The sequence below is a fragment of the Candidatus Thiopontia autotrophica genome (genome assembly GCA_014384675.1).
Lineage (GTDB): Bacteria > Pseudomonadota > Gammaproteobacteria.
Genome location: JACNFK010000023.1, coordinates 60,222 through 77,214 on the forward strand (window position 1 = coordinate 60,222; position 16,993 = coordinate 77,214).

Sequence of the window (16,993 nt, forward strand, 5' to 3'; positions counted from 1 at the left end):
GCTGATTGGGTAACGAAGTGACTTAATCAGAGCTTCCTTAGATAAGGAATCAACAGCTGATGAGTGTGAAAATTTACCATAACCCAAAATGCTCCAAGTGTCGTCAGACCCTGGAGTTGATCAAAAATAAGAGTATTGAGCCTGAGATCGTGGAGTATATGAATACTCCGCCCACAGTAGATGAGCTGGATAATATTCTCAATATGTTGGGGCTGGAGCCAGAGGCATTGATGCGCAAAAGAGAGACAGAGTATAAGGAGTCTGGTCTGGATCAGCCAGGGCTAAGCCGTTCACAACAGATCGAAAAGATGGTTGCCTTCCCCAGAGTAATTGAGCGCCCTATTGTTGTTAACGATGGCAAGGCTGCTGTAGGCCGCCCACCAGAGATGGTGCTCGATATCCTGTAAAGATTTATTAAAAGTCTTCTGGAAGCTCAGGAAGCGGAGCATTGCCATCAAAGATCAGATCTTCACGTTTCTGCAGGTAGGAGTCACGCATGAAGGCATAGGGATCAAAGCTTGCATCGTCAATGATCTCTTTCGTGCCCAGCAGATCTGCACGGGTACTGATTGCCTTGGTAACAAACAGGGTGTTTCTTGTCCCTTCTGAGTCTATCTCGTCAGTGAGCTTGAAGATTTGGGTATCATCAACCTCTACGGTATTTCCGATCCACATCTCCGTACCTGTTCCAAAAGCATCACGTATTGTGCTTGGGCCCAGAACAGGGATTACAAAGTATGGCCCACTACCAACACCCCATACGGCAAGTGTCTGCCCCAGATCCTCGTCATGCTTTGTGAGGCCTGCCGCGGTAGCAACGTCAAACAGTCCGGCAATTCCTATGGTTGTGTTGATACCAAAGCGTACTGTGTCGGATGCGGCATCTCCCAGTTTGAACTGAAGCAGATTATTAAGAATGTTGAATGGCTCGTGCAGATTGCTGAAGAAGTTGCTGATGCCACGCTCAATAGGATCAGGAAAGAGGTCATGGTACCCCTCCGCAATCGGTTTCAGAATATTCTCGTCCAGGGCCTCATTAAACCCAAACATGGCTCTGTTATACCCTTCCAGAGGATCATTTACTGTTACCTCGTCTAAATCCAGTATATCCTCCGCAGACCATGCGGTTGTAAGAGGGGCCGATATAGCCAATAGCAGGATAACTGGGAGCGCAATTTTTTTCATAAGATAGCTGATAATTTATCGAAGCGGCCGACCATTGTATAAAAATGGCGCTGTAAGAGCAATGAATGTAAAAAGAGTGATGAAACATAGATGACCGAGACAATAAGATTGATTGAAGCCTGGTTAATGCCGCCGGGGGGAGTGCTGCTGGTACTTATGTTGGCACTATTGGTTGCCTCAAGGAGACGACGATTTGCCACAACATTAATATGGGCGGCAACCAGCGCGCTCTATCTGTTCAGCACGCCGTGGATGATGTTTAAGTTGGCAGAGCAACTAGAGACTATTTCTCCCCTACAGGAGATGCCAGTGTTGGAGAGAGGCCAGTTGGCGGCCATCGTTGTTTTGGGAGGCGGACGCTATACTGCAGCACCTGAATTTGGTCGTGATGTGGTGGGGACATCAACCTTGGCAAGGTTGCGATATGGGGCCTATCTGCACAGGCAGACTGCACTTCCAATTCTTGTTACTGGTGGTACGCCTCTGAACGAGGCTGCCCCGGAATCGCAACTGATGGCCGATAGTCTTAGGGATGACTTTGCGATCGCTGATGTCTGGCAGGAGAACAAGAGCATTAATACCTGGGAGCATGCCCGTTTTGTTCCTCCTGTTCTTAGGCAGAAGGGGGTCTCTACAGTGGTATTGGTAACCCATGCATCCCATTTGCCGCGTGCACTGCGGGTTTTCCAGAGCTCTCCGGAGATGGAGGGGATGACCATAATACCGGCACCAACGGCCTTTACCACCAAAGGGAAGATGGATCATGGTTTTGGGATGTGGCGCCCAAGTGCTGGTGCACTGAGTAAAAACGTAACTTTTCTCCATGAGTGGGGCGGCATGCTCTGGTACCAGATCAGATATTCGGCCGACACCTAGTTGATATAATTCCCTGATGGATTATCCAGATAAGTTTGATGTCATCATTATTGGCGGCGGCCATGCCGGCACTGAGGCCGCGCTGGCGGCAGCCCGCATGGGTGTACGCACGCTGCTATTGACTCACAACATAGAGACTCTGGGGCAGATGAGCTGCAATCCGGCAATTGGTGGGATTGGTAAAGGGCATCTGGTCAAGGAGGTGGATGCGCTTGGTGGTTTTATGGCGCATGCTGCAGATCGTTCTGGCATTCAGTTCCGCACTCTCAACCGCAGTAAAGGGGCTGCTGTACAGGCAACCAGGGCTCAGGCAGATCGCCAATTATATAAACAGGCGGTAAGGGGTGCTCTTGAAAACCAGCCCAATCTGACAATTTTTCAACAGTCGGTTGATGACCTGTTGCTTGATGGTGATTGTGTTGTTGGGGTAGAGAGTCAAGCGGGGATACGTTTTTCTGCACCATCTGTTGTGCTGACTGCAGGCACTTTTCTGAATGGGGTAATCCATGTGGGGCTCTCCAATATGTCTGGTGGACGCATGGGTGATCCTCCATCATTCAAGCTTGCAGAGAGATTGCGTGAGCTACCATTTAGGGCGCGGCGACTAAAAACCGGTACCCCGCCCCGTATTGACGGACGTACTATTGACTATGGACTGCTTGATGAGCAGCCAGGCGATAAGCCGCTGCCGGTATTCTCCTATCTGGGAGATCTTTCGGAGCATCCCCAACAGATTTCATGCTGGATAACACATACCAATGAGCGGACACATGAAATCATTCGTGGTGGATTGGATCGATCCCCCATGTACAGCGGAGTAATTGAGGGAGTTGGCCCACGCTACTGTCCATCTGTTGAGGATAAAGTGGTCCGTTTCTCGGAGCGAGAATCACATCAGATCTTTGTAGAGCCTGAGGGGCTCAACACCCATGAGGTATATCCCAATGGAATCTCAACCAGTCTGCCTTTTGATATTCAGCTTGACCTTGTTCGCTCTATAAGAGGCCTTGAAAAGGCGCACATCACACGGCCAGGTTATGCCATAGAGTATGACTTTTTTGATCCACGTGATCTGAGACCGTCACTGGAGACCAAAGCCCTGCATGGACTGTTCTTTGCTGGTCAGATTAATGGTACAACCGGATATGAAGAGGCCGCTGCCCAGGGGCTGGTGGCGGGGTGTAATGCTGCACGGAGGGCACAAAACCGGGAGGCATGGTCTCCCAGGCGTGAGGAGTCATATATCGGGGTTTTGATTGATGACCTGATTACCCGTGGCACCAATGAGCCATATCGCATGTTTACCAGCAGGGCGGAGTACAGGCTGTTGTTGCGAGAAGACAATGCTGATCTGCGGCTGACAGAACAGGGGCGTGAATTAGGTATGGTTGATAACCAACGATGGGATGCTTTTCGGCAAAAAAGGGATTTAATTGCGAACGAGCAGCAACGATTACGAGAGAGCTGGGTTCGCCCTCAAACAGTGACAGAGAGTGAGGCGATACGAGTGCTGGGAGATAAGATGCGCCGTGAACATAGCCTTATGGACCTACTGAGTCGCCCCAAAGTTGGTTATCGTGAACTTGTGAGCATGGATGGAGTGGATGACCCGGGGCTGGATCAAGCTGTGATAGAGCAGGTGGAGATTCAGGCCAAATATGCGGGCTATATTGAACGTCAGCAGCAGGAGATTGAGAAGAACAGGCGTCATGAGGAGATGAGGCTGCCTGACTCACTGGATTATCGACAGGTCTCAGGGCTCTCCATTGAGATTCAAGAGAAGCTGGAGAAACAGTCTCCAGAAACCCTGGGTCAGGCCGGAAGAATTCCAGGAATGACGCCAGCTGCACTCTCTCTGTTACGTGTTCATCTAAAAAAACGAGACCTCCAAAAGAGGGCTGCTACGTGAGTTACAGCCAGATGGCTGTAGCAGCAGAAGAGATGGGTGTTGATCTGACAGCCAGTGACCAACAGCAGATTGAGCGCTATCTACAACTGCTGACACGATGGAACAGAGTATATAACCTGACTGCTATTCGTGATCCCGCAAAGATGGTGACCCACCATATTCTTGACAGCTTTTCCGTTATCCCTTTTTTATCGGGCAAGCGCATTGTCGATCTGGGAAGCGGGGCAGGCCTTCCGGGTATTCCCATCGCGATAATGCATCCTGATATGGAGGTGGTTATGGTGGATAGCAACATTAAAAAGAGCCGTTTTATCCAGCAGGCAATTCTTGAGCTGGGCTTGTCAAACGCATCTGTTGTACACTCTCGAGTTGAAGATATTGTTGAGGGCCAGCCATTTGATACAGTTGTCTCTAGAGCATTTACCTCATTGAGCAATTTTCTTGTGACATCGTTACCTCTACTGAAAGCTGGTGGAAGAGCTGTTGCAATGAAAGGAAAATGGCCTGAAGAGGAGGGTGGTGAGGTGATCAGTGGTTTTGAGTTGGAGCAGGCGGTTCCGGTTAAGGGGCCGGGCATCCATGCAGAGAGGCACATGGTTGTTTGCAGCAGGCAGTAACTGCTGAGATCACGACAAGTTGCAGCGATATAATTTACAGAGAAGAGTGAATGAGCAAGATTTACGCAATAGCAAACCAGAAAGGGGGGGGAGGCAAGACCACTACGGCAGTCAACCTTGCGTCTGCTCTTGGCTATTTTGAAGAGAAGGTATTGCTGATCGATCTGGATCCACAGGGTAATGCGACTACGGGCAGCGGCATTGACAAGCAGTTTGTGGAGTGGAGCGGTGTGGATGTGTTGTTGGGTGATGTGTCCATCCAGGAGGCGATTCAGAAAACAGATGGAGCGGGCTATGATCTGCTGGCGGCCAATAGTGAATTGACAGCCGCAGAGGTTGAGCTTATGGCGGTGGAGGACCGTTTCCAGCGCCTTTCAACGGCACTTCAAGAGGTATCAACCGAATATAGTTATGTCCTTATTGACTGCCCACCAACTCTGAACATTTTGACTTTGAACGCATTTGTTGCATCACATGGGGTGATTGTGCCTCTGCAATGTGAATATTATGCGCTGGAGGGGCTGACTGCACTGATGGAGACGATGGGGAGAGTACAAGAGACCCAAAATCCTGGCCTGAGGCTGCAGGGTATCGTTCGTACCATGTATGATGCAAGAAACCGTCTTTCGGTAGAGGTCTCGGAGCAGTTGATGTCCCATTTTGGTGATCAGGTTTATGAGACGGTGATTCCGAGAAATGTAACACTGGCGGAGGCACCCAGTTATGGCAGGCCCATAATCCACTATGCGCCGTCTTCTCGAGGAGCCTATGCGTATGTCGACCTGGCGGCAGAGATCCTGGAGCGCGCAGAGAAGGAAGTTAAACAGTCTGAAAATGGAGTTGATGAGTGATGTCTGTAAGAAAAGGGGGGTTGGGGCGAGGGTTGGATTCACTTCTTGGGGCAGCTAAGGTGCCGAAGGTGCCGGTCGATCCCTCAGGATCGACCAGTGTGTCAACGGGAGGATCTACTGCACAAGGTCAGGCACCCAGCTCATTGCCACCAGTAACATCCCTGAAAACCCTGCCTGTCGATCTGCTGCAGCGCGGACAGTATCAGCCACGACGAGAGATTAACCAGGACGCCCTGGAAGAGCTGTCCAGCTCTATTCGTGCACAGGGCGTTATTCAGCCGATTGTTGTGCGCTCCATCGGTGAAGGGCGCTATGAGATTATTGCTGGTGAGCGACGCTGGCGGGCTGCACAATTGGCGGGACTTCAAGAGATTCCGGTGGTTATCAAACAAATTTCAGATCAGGCAGCCATGGCGATGGCGCTGATTGAGAACATTCAGCGAGAAGATCTAAACCCTATTGAGGAGGCCGTTGCACTGCAGAGGTTGATCAAGGAGTTTGGGCTAACTCAGCAGAAGGCGGCAGATGCAGTAGGCCGCTCTCGTACCTCGGTAACCAATATGTTGCGCCTGCTGAACCTTAATGCAGAGGTGGGACAGTTACTGGAGAAGGGCAAGCTGGAGATGGGGCATGCCCGCGCCTTGCTTGCACTGGAGGGTGAACAGCAGAGCGAGGCAGCCAAACAGGTAATCCTGTTGGGGCTCTCGGTCAGGGAGGCAGAAAAACTTGTCCGCAAGATGCTGAACCCCCCGAAGAGAAGAGTAGTCGAAGAGGTTGATCCCAACGTCAGACACCTGCAGACGAGGCTTTCAGAAACACTCGGCGCATCGGTTACCATTCATCAGAGTGGTAAAGGGCGGGGAAAATTGACCATTCAGTACAACTCCCTGGATGAGCTGGATGGCATTCTTGAACATATAAAATAGTTACTTTTCTCAATATTCTAATTGACCAGCCTATTTATGATTTCTATAATACCGCCAGTTGGAAGGTTGGGGGTTCTGCTTCTTCAGGCTGTTTTTGTCGCCTTTTTGGCGCTGTTGGCTGAATGGGCATGGAGAGCTGACTCGGCGTTGCCTATTCTATACGGCGGTACAGTGTCTGTTGCCAATATGGCCTGGTTGTTGTGGCGGCTCAAACGGGAAGAAAAAAACAGTTCCCGGAGTGGTGTCGGCCATGATTCAGAGCAGAGTGCTCGCAGGACGGTGATATCGCTTTACATGACCGCGGTAGAGCGTTTTGTTTTGGTCTCTGCCCTGTTTGTGTTTGGAATGGTGAGTTTGGAGTTGGAGCCGGTAGCTCTAATCACAGGGTTCATTGCAGGACAGTTGGCGCTACTTATCGGAAGCGGCTACAATGAGTCCCGTGATATAAAAAAATTAAAGAACAAATAATTAATAATTTATAGATGTCATCAGAAGCAGCAATTACCTCAGGTCAGTACATAAAGCACCACTTGACGAATCTCACGTTCGGTCACTACGATGGCCATTGGGGATTTGCCCATAGTGCTGCTGACATTAAGCAGATGGGTTTCTGGGCATTTCATGTCGATTCCCTGGCATGGTCAGTTGCGCTTGCGTTACTCTTCTTTCTCCTCTTTCGTGCTGCTGCCAGGCAGGCAACAGCAGGCATTCCTGGTGGATTACAGAATTTTGTTGAATGGATTGTCGAGTTTGTCGATAACAGTGTAAAAGAGTCATTTAGCGCAAAAAATAGTCTGGTTGCACCTCTGGCACTTACAATTTTTTGCTGGGTCTTCCTGATGAATCTTATGGATCTGGTGGCAGTAGACTGGTTGCCGATGATAGCTGGCCTGTTTGGTGAATATGCGTTGAGCATGGACCCTCACCATGTCTATTTCAAGGTTGTGCCTACTACAGATCCCAATATCACTTTCGGTATGGCTCTGTCAGTATTCTATCTGATGATTTATTACAGCATTAAAAACAAGGGGTTGGGGGGCTTTCTCGGTGAGCTTGCGTTCCAGCCATTTGGCAAGTGGGGGCTCCCTGCCAATCTGGTTCTTGAAGGCATCTCTCTGATATCCAAACCTGTTTCACTGGCTCTGCGACTGTTCGGAAATATGTATGCTGGAGAGACTATCTTTATTTTGATTGCATTGATGTATGGTGGTGGTTGGATACTGGGCGGATTTGGTGGATTGCTACAGTTGGGATGGGCAATTTTCCATATTCTTATCATTACCTTGCAGGCATTTATCTTCATGACGTTGACGATTGTCTATATGGAGATGGCTCATCACGAGCATTAAGATTTTGAATTTATTTTATTACTAGGAGAAAAAAATGGAACAAGCACTAATGTTCATCGCGGGTGGTCTAATGATGGGTCTGGGCGCGTTGGGTGCAGCGGTAGGTATCGGTATTCTGGGCGGACGCTTTCTTGAGGGCGCAGCCAGACAGCCAGAGCTAATTCCAATGTTGCGTACTCAGTTCTTCATCGTAATGGGCCTTGTTGATGCGGTACCAATGATTGCTGTTGGTTTGGCACTTTATGTACTGTTTGCTGTCGCAGGATAAATCGCTGGATAAACTCGGGAATAGGCTATGAATATCAATGCCACACTGATCGGACAGTCGATCGCATTTTTCCTGTTCGTACTTTTTGTAATGAAGTACGTTTGGCCTCCTTTGATGGCGGCTCTGGATGAGCGTAAAAAACAGATAGCTGACGGGTTGGCTGCAGCAGAGCGAGGTCATCGTGAGCATGAGCTTTCTGAACAACGTGCGACAGAGGTTATTAGAGAGGCGCACGATGAGGCCGGCCAGATTATCGGTCGAGCGCAGCAGCGTGCCAGTGAGGTGGTTGAGGAGTCAAAAGGAAAGGCGACCGATGAAGCGGACCGCATTATTGAATCAGCACACTCCACTATTGAGCAGGAGATAAACAGTGCCCGTGAGAAATTGCGAGCAGACGTCTCGGCCCTGGCCCTGGCAGGCGCATCACAGATTCTTCAGCGTGAGGTGAATGAGTCTGATCACCAGCAGATCCTCGCTGAGTTGAGCGCCAAGCTGTAGAGGCTACAGGAAATGGAAGAGAGAACAACAGTTGCTCGACCCTATGCAGAGGCTGCCTATGCGCAGGCACGTCAGGAAAATCGGATTGAAGAGTGGGCCGGTGCCACCGAGCTACTTTCAATGATTGTTAGTGATTCTGCCGTTGCAACGCGATTGAATGATCCAAGAGTACCTGGTCAGCAACTAACGGATCTGGTAATTGGTATTGATAGCGACACATTTTCGGGCACAACTGAGAATTTCGTCAAGGTTCTACAAGAGAATGGGCGACTTGGTTATGCGCCAGAGATCTCGACCCTTTTTCATCAGCTTAAGGCAGCAGATGAAAATAGTCTGGACGTTGAGGTAATTTCGGCTTATTCGTTGGATGCGGCATCAGAGGATGCAATAGCATCAGCAATAAAAGATAAAATGGGTAAAGAGATCCAGATGACCACAAAGGTTGATCAATCTCTAATTGGGGGCGTCATTGTTCGTGTAGGTGATCAGGTGATTGATTCATCACTGCGCGGCAGAATGAACCAACTTTCAAATGAACTGCATGGCTAACCATCAGTTCAGATAATTTAATTTTACGTACTGTTTTAAGGAGTAATCATGCAACTCAACCCTTCTGAAGTCAGCGAACTGATCCGGAAGAAAATCGAGAGCTTTGAGCCGCTTGCCGAGGCCCGTACAGAGGGAACGGTAGTCAGTTTGGCAGATGGCGTGGTGCGCTTGCACGGCCTTAGTGATGCCATGCAGGGCGAGATGATCGAGTTTCCGGGAAATACTTATGGCATGGCACTGAACCTTGAGAGAGATTCAGTTGGTGCAGTAATTCTAGGTTCATACGAACATATTTCAGAGGGCGACACAGTTCGCTGTACCGGCAAGATTCTTGAGGTTCCTGTTGGTGAGGCGCTGTTGGGACGAGTTGTCGATTCACTGGGTAATCCACTGGATGGGAAAGGTCCCATTGAGGCAAGTGAGACTCAGCCTATCGAGAAGATTGCACCAGGTGTAATTGCACGTAAATCAGTCGATCAACCAGTACAGACAGGACTTAAAGCGGTTGACGCAATGGTTCCAATTGGCCGTGGTCAGCGCGAGTTGATTATTGGTGATCGTCAGACTGGAAAGACGGCTGTGGCAGTGGATGCAATCATCAACCAGAAGGGAACTGGTGTTAAATGTATCTATGTTGCGGTGGGACAAAAGGCATCATCAATTGCCGAGGTTGTACGCAGGCTGGAAGAGCATGATGCACTGGAGCACACGATTATTGTGGCAGCGGCAGCATCTGATTCTGCTGCAATGCAGTACATCGCGCCCTATTCAGGCTGCACCATGGGAGAGTACTTTCGTGACAAGGGTGAGGATGCACTGATTGTTTATGATGACCTGACCAAGCAGGCATGGGCATATCGTCAGGTTTCACTGTTGCTGCGTCGTCCGCCGGGTCGTGAGGCCTATCCTGGTGATGTTTTCTATCTTCACTCTCGTCTGTTGGAGCGTGCATCACGCATTAATGAGGATGAGGTAAGCAAGCGCACCAATGGTGCAGTAACCGGGCAGACCGGTTCACTAACGGCGTTGCCAATTATTGAGACTCAGGCGGGCGATGTATCTGCCTTTGTACCAACCAATGTTATTTCGATTACAGATGGACAGATCTTCCTCGAAACCGATCTGTTTAACTCAGGCATACGTCCAGCAATCAATGCAGGTCTTTCGGTATCTCGTGTGGGTGGTGCAGCACAGACCAAAATCATTAAAAAGCTTGGTGGTGGCGTCCGTCTTGATCTGGCGCAGTATCGTGAGCTGGCAGCATTTGCCCAGTTTGCATCCGATCTTGATGAGGCTACTCGTAAGCAGATTGAGCGTGGTCAGCGTGTTACCGAGCTAATGAAGCAGAAGCAGTATGAGCCAATGAAGGTTGCAGAGTTGGCAACTTCACTGTTTGCAGCGAATGAGGGTTATCTGGATGATATTGACCCGTCCAAGATTGTTGATTTTGAAGAGGCGCTACAGTCTTACATGAAGAGCTCGCAGTCTGAGCTGCTTGATACCATCAATGAGTCTGGTGACTACAACGACTCAATCGAATCATCATTGCGTGCCGCAATTGATGACTTCAAGACAAATCACAGCTGGTAAGGGTATTTTTATCTCATGGCAGTAGGTAAGGAAATTCGAGAAAAGATCAAGAGCGTCAAGAGTACGCAAAAGATCACTAGCGCCATGGAGATGGTCGCTGCAAGCAAGATGCGCAAGGCGCAGGATCGAATGGAAGCATCTCGCCCCTATAGTGACAAAATTGCAGCAGTTGTTAGCCATCTTGCCAATGCACATCCGGAGTATCACCACGGCTATCTGACAGAGAGAGAGGTAAAGCGAGTAGGTTTCGTCATAATCTCATCGGATCGAGGCTTGTGTGGCGGACTGAATGTGAATATGTTCCGTGAGGCTGTTAAGGCCATCAAGGAGAAGAGTGAGCAGGGTATTGAGATTGATTACACCGCACTTGGCAGCAAGGCCCTCGGTTTTCTGGGGAGAATGGGAGGCAATCTGGTCTCCGAATCATGCCAGTTAGGTGATCAGCCTGAGATATCGAGCCTGATTGGCTCAATAAAAGTGATGCTCGATGCATTTGATGAGGGCCGTATTGATCAGCTTCATATTGTCTACAACCAGTTTGTAAACACCATGACCCAGAAGCCAACGGTTCGTCAGGTATTACCAATACAGCATGACGAGAGTGAAGAGTACAGCCACCACTGGGACTATATTTATGAACCTGATGCAAAAGTGGTAATGGATACGCTATTGCAGCGTTATGTTGAATCGATTATCTATCAGGGTGTGGTGGAGAATATTGCATGTGAGCAGTCCGCTCGTATGGTTGCGATGAAGAGTGCAACAGATAATGCTGGAGATTTGATCAATGATCTGGAGCTGGTCTATAACAAGGCTAGACAGACAGCGATTACTGCAGAACTTGCAGATATTGTAGGCGGAGCAGCAGCAGTTTAGTTGGTTGTATAGAATATTTTGAATATTAATAAAGAGGATTAGAGAGATGTCAGGATCTATTGTTCAGATCATCGGTGCAGTGGTAGACGTAGAGTTTCCTCAGGAATCTATGCCGAAGATTTTTGATGCACTGACCGTGGATGAGCCAGGTTTGACGCTTGAGGTTCAGCAGCAGATTGGTGACGGAGTCGTGCGTGCCATTGCGATGGGTACCACTGATGGGTTGAAGCGCGGGCTATCGGTAACTGGAACAGGGGCGCCAATTCAGGTTCCTGTTGGCACCAAAACACTCGGGCGTATCATGAATGTTCTGGGTGATCCAATTGATGAAAAAGGAGAGATTGGTGAAGATAGGCGGATGCCAATTCATCGTAAGGCCCCAGCTTTTGACGAACTCTCTGCGGCAGCAGAGATCCTCGAGACCGGCATTAAGGTGATCGATCTGGTATGTCCTTTCGCCAAGGGTGGCAAGGTAGGACTATTTGGCGGTGCCGGTGTAGGTAAGACAGTTAACATGATGGAGCTTATCCGTAATATTGCGATTGAGCATAGCGGATACTCTGTATTTGCAGGTGTTGGTGAGCGAACTCGTGAGGGTAATGATTTTTACCATGAGATGACCGAGGGCGGCGTTCTTGACAAGGTATCGCTGGTTTATGGTCAGATGAATGAGCCTCCTGGTAACCGTCTGCGTGTGGCCCTGACTGGCCTGACTATGGCAGAGGCCTTCCGTGATGAGGGGCGTGATGTGCTGCTCTTTATCGATAACATCTACCGTTATACCCTGGCTGGAACAGAGGTATCCGCACTGTTGGGACGTATGCCGTCTGCGGTAGGATACCAGCCAACACTTGCTGAGGAGATGGGAGCTTTACAGGAGCGAATCACCTCAACCAAGACAGGTTCCATTACCTCAATTCAGGCAGTTTATGTGCCCGCGGATGATCTGACCGATCCATCTCCAGCAACAACATTTGCCCACCTTGATGCAACGGTTGTACTCTCCAGACAGGTTGCTGAGCTTGGTATTTACCCGGCAGTAGATCCGCTGGACTCTACCAGTCGTCAGCTTGACCCACATATTGTTGGTGAGGAGCACTACAATGTTGCGCGTAGCGTACAGACCACACTTCAACGCTATAAGGAGTTGAAGGATATTATTGCAATTCTGGGTATGGATGAGCTATCTGAAGAGGATAAGCAGACAGTAAATCGCGCACGTAAGATCCAGCGTTTCCTCTCTCAGCCATTCTTTGTGGCAGAGGTCTTTACTGGAACTCCAGGCAAGTATGTTTCATTAAGTGATACGATCTCTGGCTTCAAGGCAATTGTCGCTGGCGAGTATGATCACCTGCCAGAGCAGGCATTTTATATGGTTGGCTCAATCGATGAGGCAGTTGAGAAGGCCAAGACCATTTAAGGTTAGAGAGACAGGAACAGCATCATGAGCATGACCGTACATGTGGATATCGTAAGTGCAGAGAAGGAGATCTTCTCTGGTGTTGCGGAGATGGTCTATGCTCCTGCAGAGATGGGTGAGGTTGGTATTGCCCCTCGCCATGCCCCAATGCTTACTCGCATGAAAGCCGGTGAGGTGCGAGTTCAGCAGGGAGGGGGAGAAGAGATCGATTTCTTTATCTCTGGCGGAATGCTAGAGGTGCAACCTCATGTTGTGACAGTTTTGGCAGATACCGCAATTCGTGCAGCAGATCTTGATGAAGCTGCAGCACTAGAGGCCAAGCAGCGTGCCGAGGCAGCCATGGAGGATAAGCAGGCAACTATGGATTATGCTGCCGCACAGGCAGAGCTTATTCAGGCAGCAGCTCAGCTACAGGCGATAGATCGCTTACGTAAGCGCTCAGGGGTATCCTGATTGCCGAGATACTGCAAAACAGAGTATCTTCTTGTACACTGCCGACAGGCTATCGGCCAATTCAATTAACAGAAGAGAGAGAATATTGTAGTGGCTGTTTATGTCACCTACGATTCTGATTCAATATGAGAGAGATGGCATCCAACCCTGCTGTTATTGTGCTGGCTGCAGGCCAGGGCACGCGGATGCGTTCATCACTCCCCAAGGTATTGCACTCAATTGCAGGTAGACCACTGCTTGAACATGTTGTGGCTAGTGCTGCATCACTGAATCCGGATTCAATAAATGTTGTATATGGTCATGGCGGTGACCTGGTAAAGGAGAGGCTCTCCCATCTGGATATCAACTGGGTGCATCAATCTGAACAACTTGGTACTGGACATGCTGTTGAGCAGGCCCTGCCCAATATTCAGCCCGGGCAAACAGTTTTGGTGTTGTATGGAGATGTTCCGCTTATAGAGCCTGAGACGCTGCACAGTTTGCTTGGACAGTCTGCAGAGAGCGGCTTCTCTCTGTTGACTGTCTCCATGGATGACCCCACAGGATATGGACGAATTGTTCGTAACACGGTTGGTGCTGTGGAACGTATTGTGGAACAGAAAGATGCCTCAGCAGATGAGCTTGATATTCATGAGATCAATACAGGAATTCTTGCGGTTTCGGCAGAGAGGCTAAAAATCTGGATTGATGCACTGGATAGCGATAATGCGCAGGGTGAGTTTTATCTGACAGATGTTGTTGAGTTGGCAGTTAGAGATGGGGTTGAGATCAAAACCTCCTCTCCATCAACTGTAGAGGAGGTGCAGGGGGTAAATGATCGACAGCAACTCTCTTATCTGGAGCGATTTTACCAGCGTAAACAGGCAGAGCAGCTGATGCAACAAGGCGTAACTCTGATTGATCCATCTAGATTTGATCTGCGCGGCAGACTTGATGCTGCTCAAGATGTAACTATTGATGCAAATGTAATTTTTCAGGGTAACGTTATATTGGGTGCAGGGGTGGAAATTGGAGCTAACTGTCATATCAAGGATGCAGTGGTTGAGGCGGGCACGGGGGGGTTACCAAACTCTGTTATTGATTCTGCCGAGATTGGCCCCAACTGCAGAATTGGACCATTTGCAAGAATACGTCCTGGAACAAAATTAACTGCAGCAGCCCATGTAGGTAATTTTGTAGAGCTGAAAAATGCACAGGTTGCCGAGGGATCAAAGATCAACCACCTCTCTTATGTTGGAGACAGCACAATCGGGGCACGGGTAAATATTGGTGCCGGTGTGATTACCTGTAATTATGATGGTGCCAACAAACATCAAACAGTTATAGGGGATGATGTATTTGTAGGGTCAGACACACAGTTGGTTGCGCCGGTTGAGGTGGGTGATGGAGCAACTATTGGTGCAGGATCTACTATTGTGAAGTCTGTCCCCGAGAGCCAGTTAACCCTGAGCAGAGCTAAACAGGTAACCATAAAAGGGTGGAAGAGACCTCGTAAAAAAGAGGCTACATAGCCCGTTAGTTTGGGAATCTGGGCAGAAAGATCTCATTGACCAGCAGGGGATCTCCATCAATCTGATAGAGGATACGCCGTCCCCATAATGAAGCAGGTTTTCTGTTCAAACATTCGGCCGCCTCTTGAAACAGAAGGTGTTGGGGAAGAAGTTCCGCATATTCAACTGTTGAGCGCTCCATAACCCTGGATGAGTGGAGTACGGCACCCAACGAGCGGTTTCCAAGCTGAGTAAGTCGGCGCAGAGACCGTTTAAGAGCATAGTGTGGTATCACGGTATGGGCAAATACCCAGGGATGTTCACCACAGTATAGAAGGACGGATCTCACATTGGCGGTTGAGCCACTTCGCAACCCCAGCAGCTGCCTTTCACTATGGTTTATTGCAGAGAACTTTTGCATGACCACATCCACTCTAAACTGACTGCTACAGGATTGGACAATTTTTCTGGTTAGAGACCCGGAGTGAACAAGATGTCTACGCATTTGGTTGTCGGGATTAAGCAGTGAAAGCCGGTTTTCAGTAACCCAATGCGGTTCTCTGTCAGGAAGATTCATGTATCTGATTATACGCATCCTCACTCATAGTTTCCCTGTCTCAATTCGTTGTAAATTTAACAGAAATTTAATGGTAATTAGCTGATAGAACTGTATTATCAATCGTATCAATATGCACCAACCGGGGGAGTGGATGATTCAAAAAACAGATAGTGAAACGCGACTTTTTGTGCTGGATACAAATATCCTGATGCACGACCCGACCTCACTATTTCGTTTTCAGGAGCATGATGTGTATCTCCCCATGGTTGTGCTTGAGGAGTTGGATCGAGGCAAGAAAGGGGTCTCGGAAATAGCACGCAATGTTCGTCAAGTAAGTAGATTTATTGATGAACTGGTTGAGAACAGCCCCCTTGATGAGATTGATCAGGGCGTATCTCTGCTTCCGCCAGGCAGCCTTGGCAACCTTCCAAACCAGTCATCTGGGCGCCTCTATTTTCAGACATCCACAGACAGTGTCAAGCTGCCGGAGTCACTACCAGGCAATACAGCAGATAACAGTATTTTGGCCACAGTAATGGCCCTGCAGGGTCAGGTCAACGATGTGCGCCTGGTGACACGAGATATAAATCTACGTATCAAGGCATCTATCCTTGGGGTCCCGAGTGAGGATTATCGTAATGACAAGGTATTGGATGATGTGGATCTGTTGCAGACAGGCTTTCATGAGCTTCCAGCAGGTTTCTGGGAGAGTCATGGCAAGGATCTAGAGAGTTGGCAGGAGGAGGGCCACTCACTTTACCGGGTTAAGGGGGAGGCTGTATCAGATTGGGAGATCGGTGAGTTTCTTGCTAATCCAGAGGCAGAGAGTAACGACTATATTGTTCGAGACATAGAGGGTGATAGTGCAGTGTTGGAACGGGTGCACAACTATAGCTCGGAGCACAATACTATCTGGGGAATTCAGGCCAGAAATCGGGAGCAGAACTATGCGCTAAATTTGTTGATGGATCCTCAGTTTGATTTTGTTACCCTGCTGGGGCCGGCAGGCACAGGAAAGACACTGCTGACGCTGGCGGCTGGCCTGGAGCAGATTCTGGAGCAGAATCTATACAGTGAAATAATAATGACCCGTATCACCATTCCGTTGGGTGAGGATATAGGATTTCTTCCAGGGACTGAGGAGGAGAAGATGGCTCCCTGGATGGGTGCTCTGATGGATAACATGGAAGTTTTGACCACGCATGACAAGAGCTCTCAATTTGAGCGTGAGGCCACCCAGGAGCTTATTAACCATCGTATCAAGATACGCTCAATGAACTTTATGCGTGGTCGTACTTTCGTTAATCGTTATCTGATTATTGATGAGGCGCAAAACCTTACCTCCAAGCAGATGAAGGCACTGATAACTCGCGCTGGACCCGGCACGAAAATAATCTGTATAGGTAATCTGGCACAGATAGATACCCTTTATCTAACAGAGACCAGCTCAGGATTAACTTATGCGGTGGATCGCTTCAAAAATTGGGCTCATAGTGGACATGTAACGCTGCAGATGGGAGAGCGTTCACGTCTCTCTGATTATGCAATTACGGTGTTATAGAGAGGTGTGCAGATAT

19 protein-coding genes are annotated in these 16,993 nt (G+C 49.0%); 17 read left to right on the plus strand and 2 right to left on the minus strand.

The features are described 5' to 3' along the window. Positions 1-59: 59 nt before the first annotated feature. Positions 60-407 (plus strand): arsenate reductase (glutaredoxin), encoded by a 348-nt coding sequence (gene arsC, locus H8D24_03360; GenBank protein MBC8519430.1) that lies wholly within the window; start codon positions 60-62, stop codon positions 405-407. Positions 408-414: 7 nt separating this feature from the next. Here the strand turns inward: arsC and H8D24_03365 are convergent, their stop codons facing one another. Continuing rightward, positions 415-1,185, minus strand: a complete 771-nt coding sequence (locus H8D24_03365; protein MBC8519431.1) for a VacJ family lipoprotein — start codon at positions 1,183-1,185, stop codon at positions 415-417. Positions 1,186-1,275: 90 nt separating this feature from the next. Between H8D24_03365 and H8D24_03370 the strand changes: the two genes are divergently transcribed. The 15 genes from H8D24_03370 (at position 1,276) to glmU (ending at position 14,878) form a co-directional block, all read left to right on the plus strand. After that, positions 1,276-2,061: a YdcF family protein gene (locus H8D24_03370; GenBank protein MBC8519432.1), complete on the plus strand. Its 786-nt coding sequence runs from the start codon at positions 1,276-1,278 to the stop codon at positions 2,059-2,061. A gap of 16 nt (positions 2,062-2,077) precedes the next feature. Beyond that, positions 2,078-3,970, plus strand: a complete 1,893-nt coding sequence (gene mnmG, locus H8D24_03375) for a tRNA uridine-5-carboxymethylaminomethyl(34) synthesis enzyme MnmG (protein ID MBC8519433.1) — start codon at positions 2,078-2,080, stop codon at positions 3,968-3,970. Positions 3,971-3,981: 11 nt separating this feature from the next. After that, positions 3,982-4,587 carry a 16S rRNA (guanine(527)-N(7))-methyltransferase RsmG gene (gene rsmG, locus H8D24_03380; GenBank protein ID MBC8519434.1) on the plus strand — a complete coding sequence of 202 codons (606 nt, stop codon included), beginning with the start codon at positions 3,982-3,984 and terminating at the stop codon, positions 4,585-4,587. A gap of 50 nt (positions 4,588-4,637) precedes the next feature. After that, complete coding sequence (locus tag H8D24_03385; protein MBC8519435.1) at positions 4,638-5,438, plus strand: ParA family protein; 801 nt, start codon at positions 4,638-4,640, stop codon at positions 5,436-5,438. Then, positions 5,438-6,364: a ParB/RepB/Spo0J family partition protein gene (locus H8D24_03390; protein ID MBC8519436.1), complete on the plus strand. Its 927-nt coding sequence runs from the start codon at positions 5,438-5,440 to the stop codon at positions 6,362-6,364. Before H8D24_03385 ends, H8D24_03390 begins: the two co-directional genes overlap by 1 nt. A 36-nt stretch (positions 6,365-6,400) precedes the next feature. Then, positions 6,401-6,832, plus strand: coding sequence for an ATP synthase subunit I (locus H8D24_03395; GenBank protein MBC8519437.1), 432 nt, complete (start codon positions 6,401-6,403; stop codon positions 6,830-6,832). Between the two features lie 14 nt (positions 6,833-6,846). Beyond that, entirely contained in the window at positions 6,847-7,713 is an 867-nt protein-coding gene (gene atpB / locus H8D24_03400; protein MBC8519438.1) for a F0F1 ATP synthase subunit A, read from the plus strand. A 34-nt stretch (positions 7,714-7,747) separates the two neighbouring features. Continuing rightward, positions 7,748-7,981: a F0F1 ATP synthase subunit C gene (gene atpE / locus H8D24_03405; GenBank protein ID MBC8519439.1), complete on the plus strand. Its 234-nt coding sequence runs from the start codon at positions 7,748-7,750 to the stop codon at positions 7,979-7,981. A 27-nt stretch (positions 7,982-8,008) separates the two neighbouring features. Further along, positions 8,009-8,479, plus strand: a complete 471-nt coding sequence (locus H8D24_03410) for a F0F1 ATP synthase subunit B (protein ID MBC8519440.1) — start codon at positions 8,009-8,011, stop codon at positions 8,477-8,479. 12 nt (positions 8,480-8,491) lie between these two features. Continuing rightward, positions 8,492-9,028, plus strand: coding sequence for a F0F1 ATP synthase subunit delta (locus tag H8D24_03415; GenBank protein MBC8519441.1), 537 nt, complete (start codon positions 8,492-8,494; stop codon positions 9,026-9,028). Between the two features lie 48 nt (positions 9,029-9,076). Then, positions 9,077-10,618 carry a F0F1 ATP synthase subunit alpha gene (locus H8D24_03420; GenBank protein MBC8519442.1) on the plus strand — a complete coding sequence of 514 codons (1,542 nt, stop codon included), beginning with the start codon at positions 9,077-9,079 and terminating at the stop codon, positions 10,616-10,618. 15 nt (positions 10,619-10,633) lie between these two features. Then, positions 10,634-11,494 carry a F0F1 ATP synthase subunit gamma gene (gene atpG, locus H8D24_03425; protein MBC8519443.1) on the plus strand — a complete coding sequence of 287 codons (861 nt, stop codon included), beginning with the start codon at positions 10,634-10,636 and terminating at the stop codon, positions 11,492-11,494. Positions 11,495-11,540: 46 nt separating this feature from the next. Beyond that, positions 11,541-12,914 (plus strand): F0F1 ATP synthase subunit beta, encoded by a 1,374-nt coding sequence (gene atpD, locus H8D24_03430; GenBank protein MBC8519444.1) that lies wholly within the window; start codon positions 11,541-11,543, stop codon positions 12,912-12,914. 24 nt (positions 12,915-12,938) lie between these two features. Then, positions 12,939-13,367 (plus strand): F0F1 ATP synthase subunit epsilon, encoded by a 429-nt coding sequence (locus tag H8D24_03435; GenBank protein MBC8519445.1) that lies wholly within the window; start codon positions 12,939-12,941, stop codon positions 13,365-13,367. Positions 13,368-13,501: 134 nt separating this feature from the next. Then, positions 13,502-14,878, plus strand: a complete 1,377-nt coding sequence (gene glmU / locus H8D24_03440) for a bifunctional UDP-N-acetylglucosamine diphosphorylase/glucosamine-1-phosphate N-acetyltransferase GlmU (GenBank protein ID MBC8519446.1) — start codon at positions 13,502-13,504, stop codon at positions 14,876-14,878. 4 nt (positions 14,879-14,882) lie between these two features. Here the strand turns inward: glmU and H8D24_03445 are convergent, their stop codons facing one another. Further along, the gene (locus tag H8D24_03445; protein MBC8519447.1) at positions 14,883-15,452 is read right to left on the minus strand and encodes a chorismate lyase; all 570 of its coding nucleotides are present in this window, start codon (positions 15,450-15,452) and stop codon (positions 14,883-14,885) included. 115 nt (positions 15,453-15,567) lie between these two features. Here H8D24_03445 and H8D24_03450 point away from each other — a divergent pair, with 115 nt between their 5' ends. Beyond that, entirely contained in the window at positions 15,568-16,977 is a 1,410-nt protein-coding gene (locus H8D24_03450; GenBank protein MBC8519448.1) for a PhoH family protein, read from the plus strand. The last annotated feature ends 16 nt before the right edge of the window (positions 16,978-16,993 follow it).

Coding starts and splice junctions, on each gene's coding strand:
- H8D24_03415 (MBC8519441.1), top strand. CDS start 8,492: ATGGAAGAGAGAACAACAGTTGCTCGACCCTATGCAGAGGCTGCCTAT.
- H8D24_03390 (MBC8519436.1), top strand. CDS start 5,438: ATGTCTGTAAGAAAAGGGGGGTTGGGGCGAGGGTTGGATTCACTTCTT.
- atpD (MBC8519444.1), top strand. CDS start 11,541: ATGTCAGGATCTATTGTTCAGATCATCGGTGCAGTGGTAGACGTAGAG.
- H8D24_03385 (MBC8519435.1), top strand. CDS start 4,638: ATGAGCAAGATTTACGCAATAGCAAACCAGAAAGGGGGGGGAGGCAAG.
- rsmG (MBC8519434.1), top strand. CDS start 3,982: ATGGCTGTAGCAGCAGAAGAGATGGGTGTTGATCTGACAGCCAGTGAC.
- H8D24_03445 (MBC8519447.1), bottom strand. CDS start 15,452: ATGCGTATAATCAGATACATGAATCTTCCTGACAGAGAACCGCATTGG.
- H8D24_03420 (MBC8519442.1), top strand. CDS start 9,077: ATGCAACTCAACCCTTCTGAAGTCAGCGAACTGATCCGGAAGAAAATC.
- H8D24_03450 (MBC8519448.1), top strand. CDS start 15,568: ATGATTCAAAAAACAGATAGTGAAACGCGACTTTTTGTGCTGGATACA.
- atpB (MBC8519438.1), top strand. CDS start 6,847: ATGTCATCAGAAGCAGCAATTACCTCAGGTCAGTACATAAAGCACCAC.
- atpG (MBC8519443.1), top strand. CDS start 10,634: ATGGCAGTAGGTAAGGAAATTCGAGAAAAGATCAAGAGCGTCAAGAGT.
- mnmG (MBC8519433.1), top strand. CDS start 2,078: ATGGATTATCCAGATAAGTTTGATGTCATCATTATTGGCGGCGGCCAT.
- glmU (MBC8519446.1), top strand. CDS start 13,502: ATGGCATCCAACCCTGCTGTTATTGTGCTGGCTGCAGGCCAGGGCACG.
- H8D24_03395 (MBC8519437.1), top strand. CDS start 6,401: ATGATTTCTATAATACCGCCAGTTGGAAGGTTGGGGGTTCTGCTTCTT.
- atpE (MBC8519439.1), top strand. CDS start 7,748: ATGGAACAAGCACTAATGTTCATCGCGGGTGGTCTAATGATGGGTCTG.
- arsC (MBC8519430.1), top strand. CDS start 60: ATGAGTGTGAAAATTTACCATAACCCAAAATGCTCCAAGTGTCGTCAG.
- H8D24_03410 (MBC8519440.1), top strand. CDS start 8,009: ATGAATATCAATGCCACACTGATCGGACAGTCGATCGCATTTTTCCTG.
- H8D24_03365 (MBC8519431.1), bottom strand. CDS start 1,185: ATGAAAAAAATTGCGCTCCCAGTTATCCTGCTATTGGCTATATCGGCC.
- H8D24_03435 (MBC8519445.1), top strand. CDS start 12,939: ATGAGCATGACCGTACATGTGGATATCGTAAGTGCAGAGAAGGAGATC.
- H8D24_03370 (MBC8519432.1), top strand. CDS start 1,276: ATGACCGAGACAATAAGATTGATTGAAGCCTGGTTAATGCCGCCGGGG.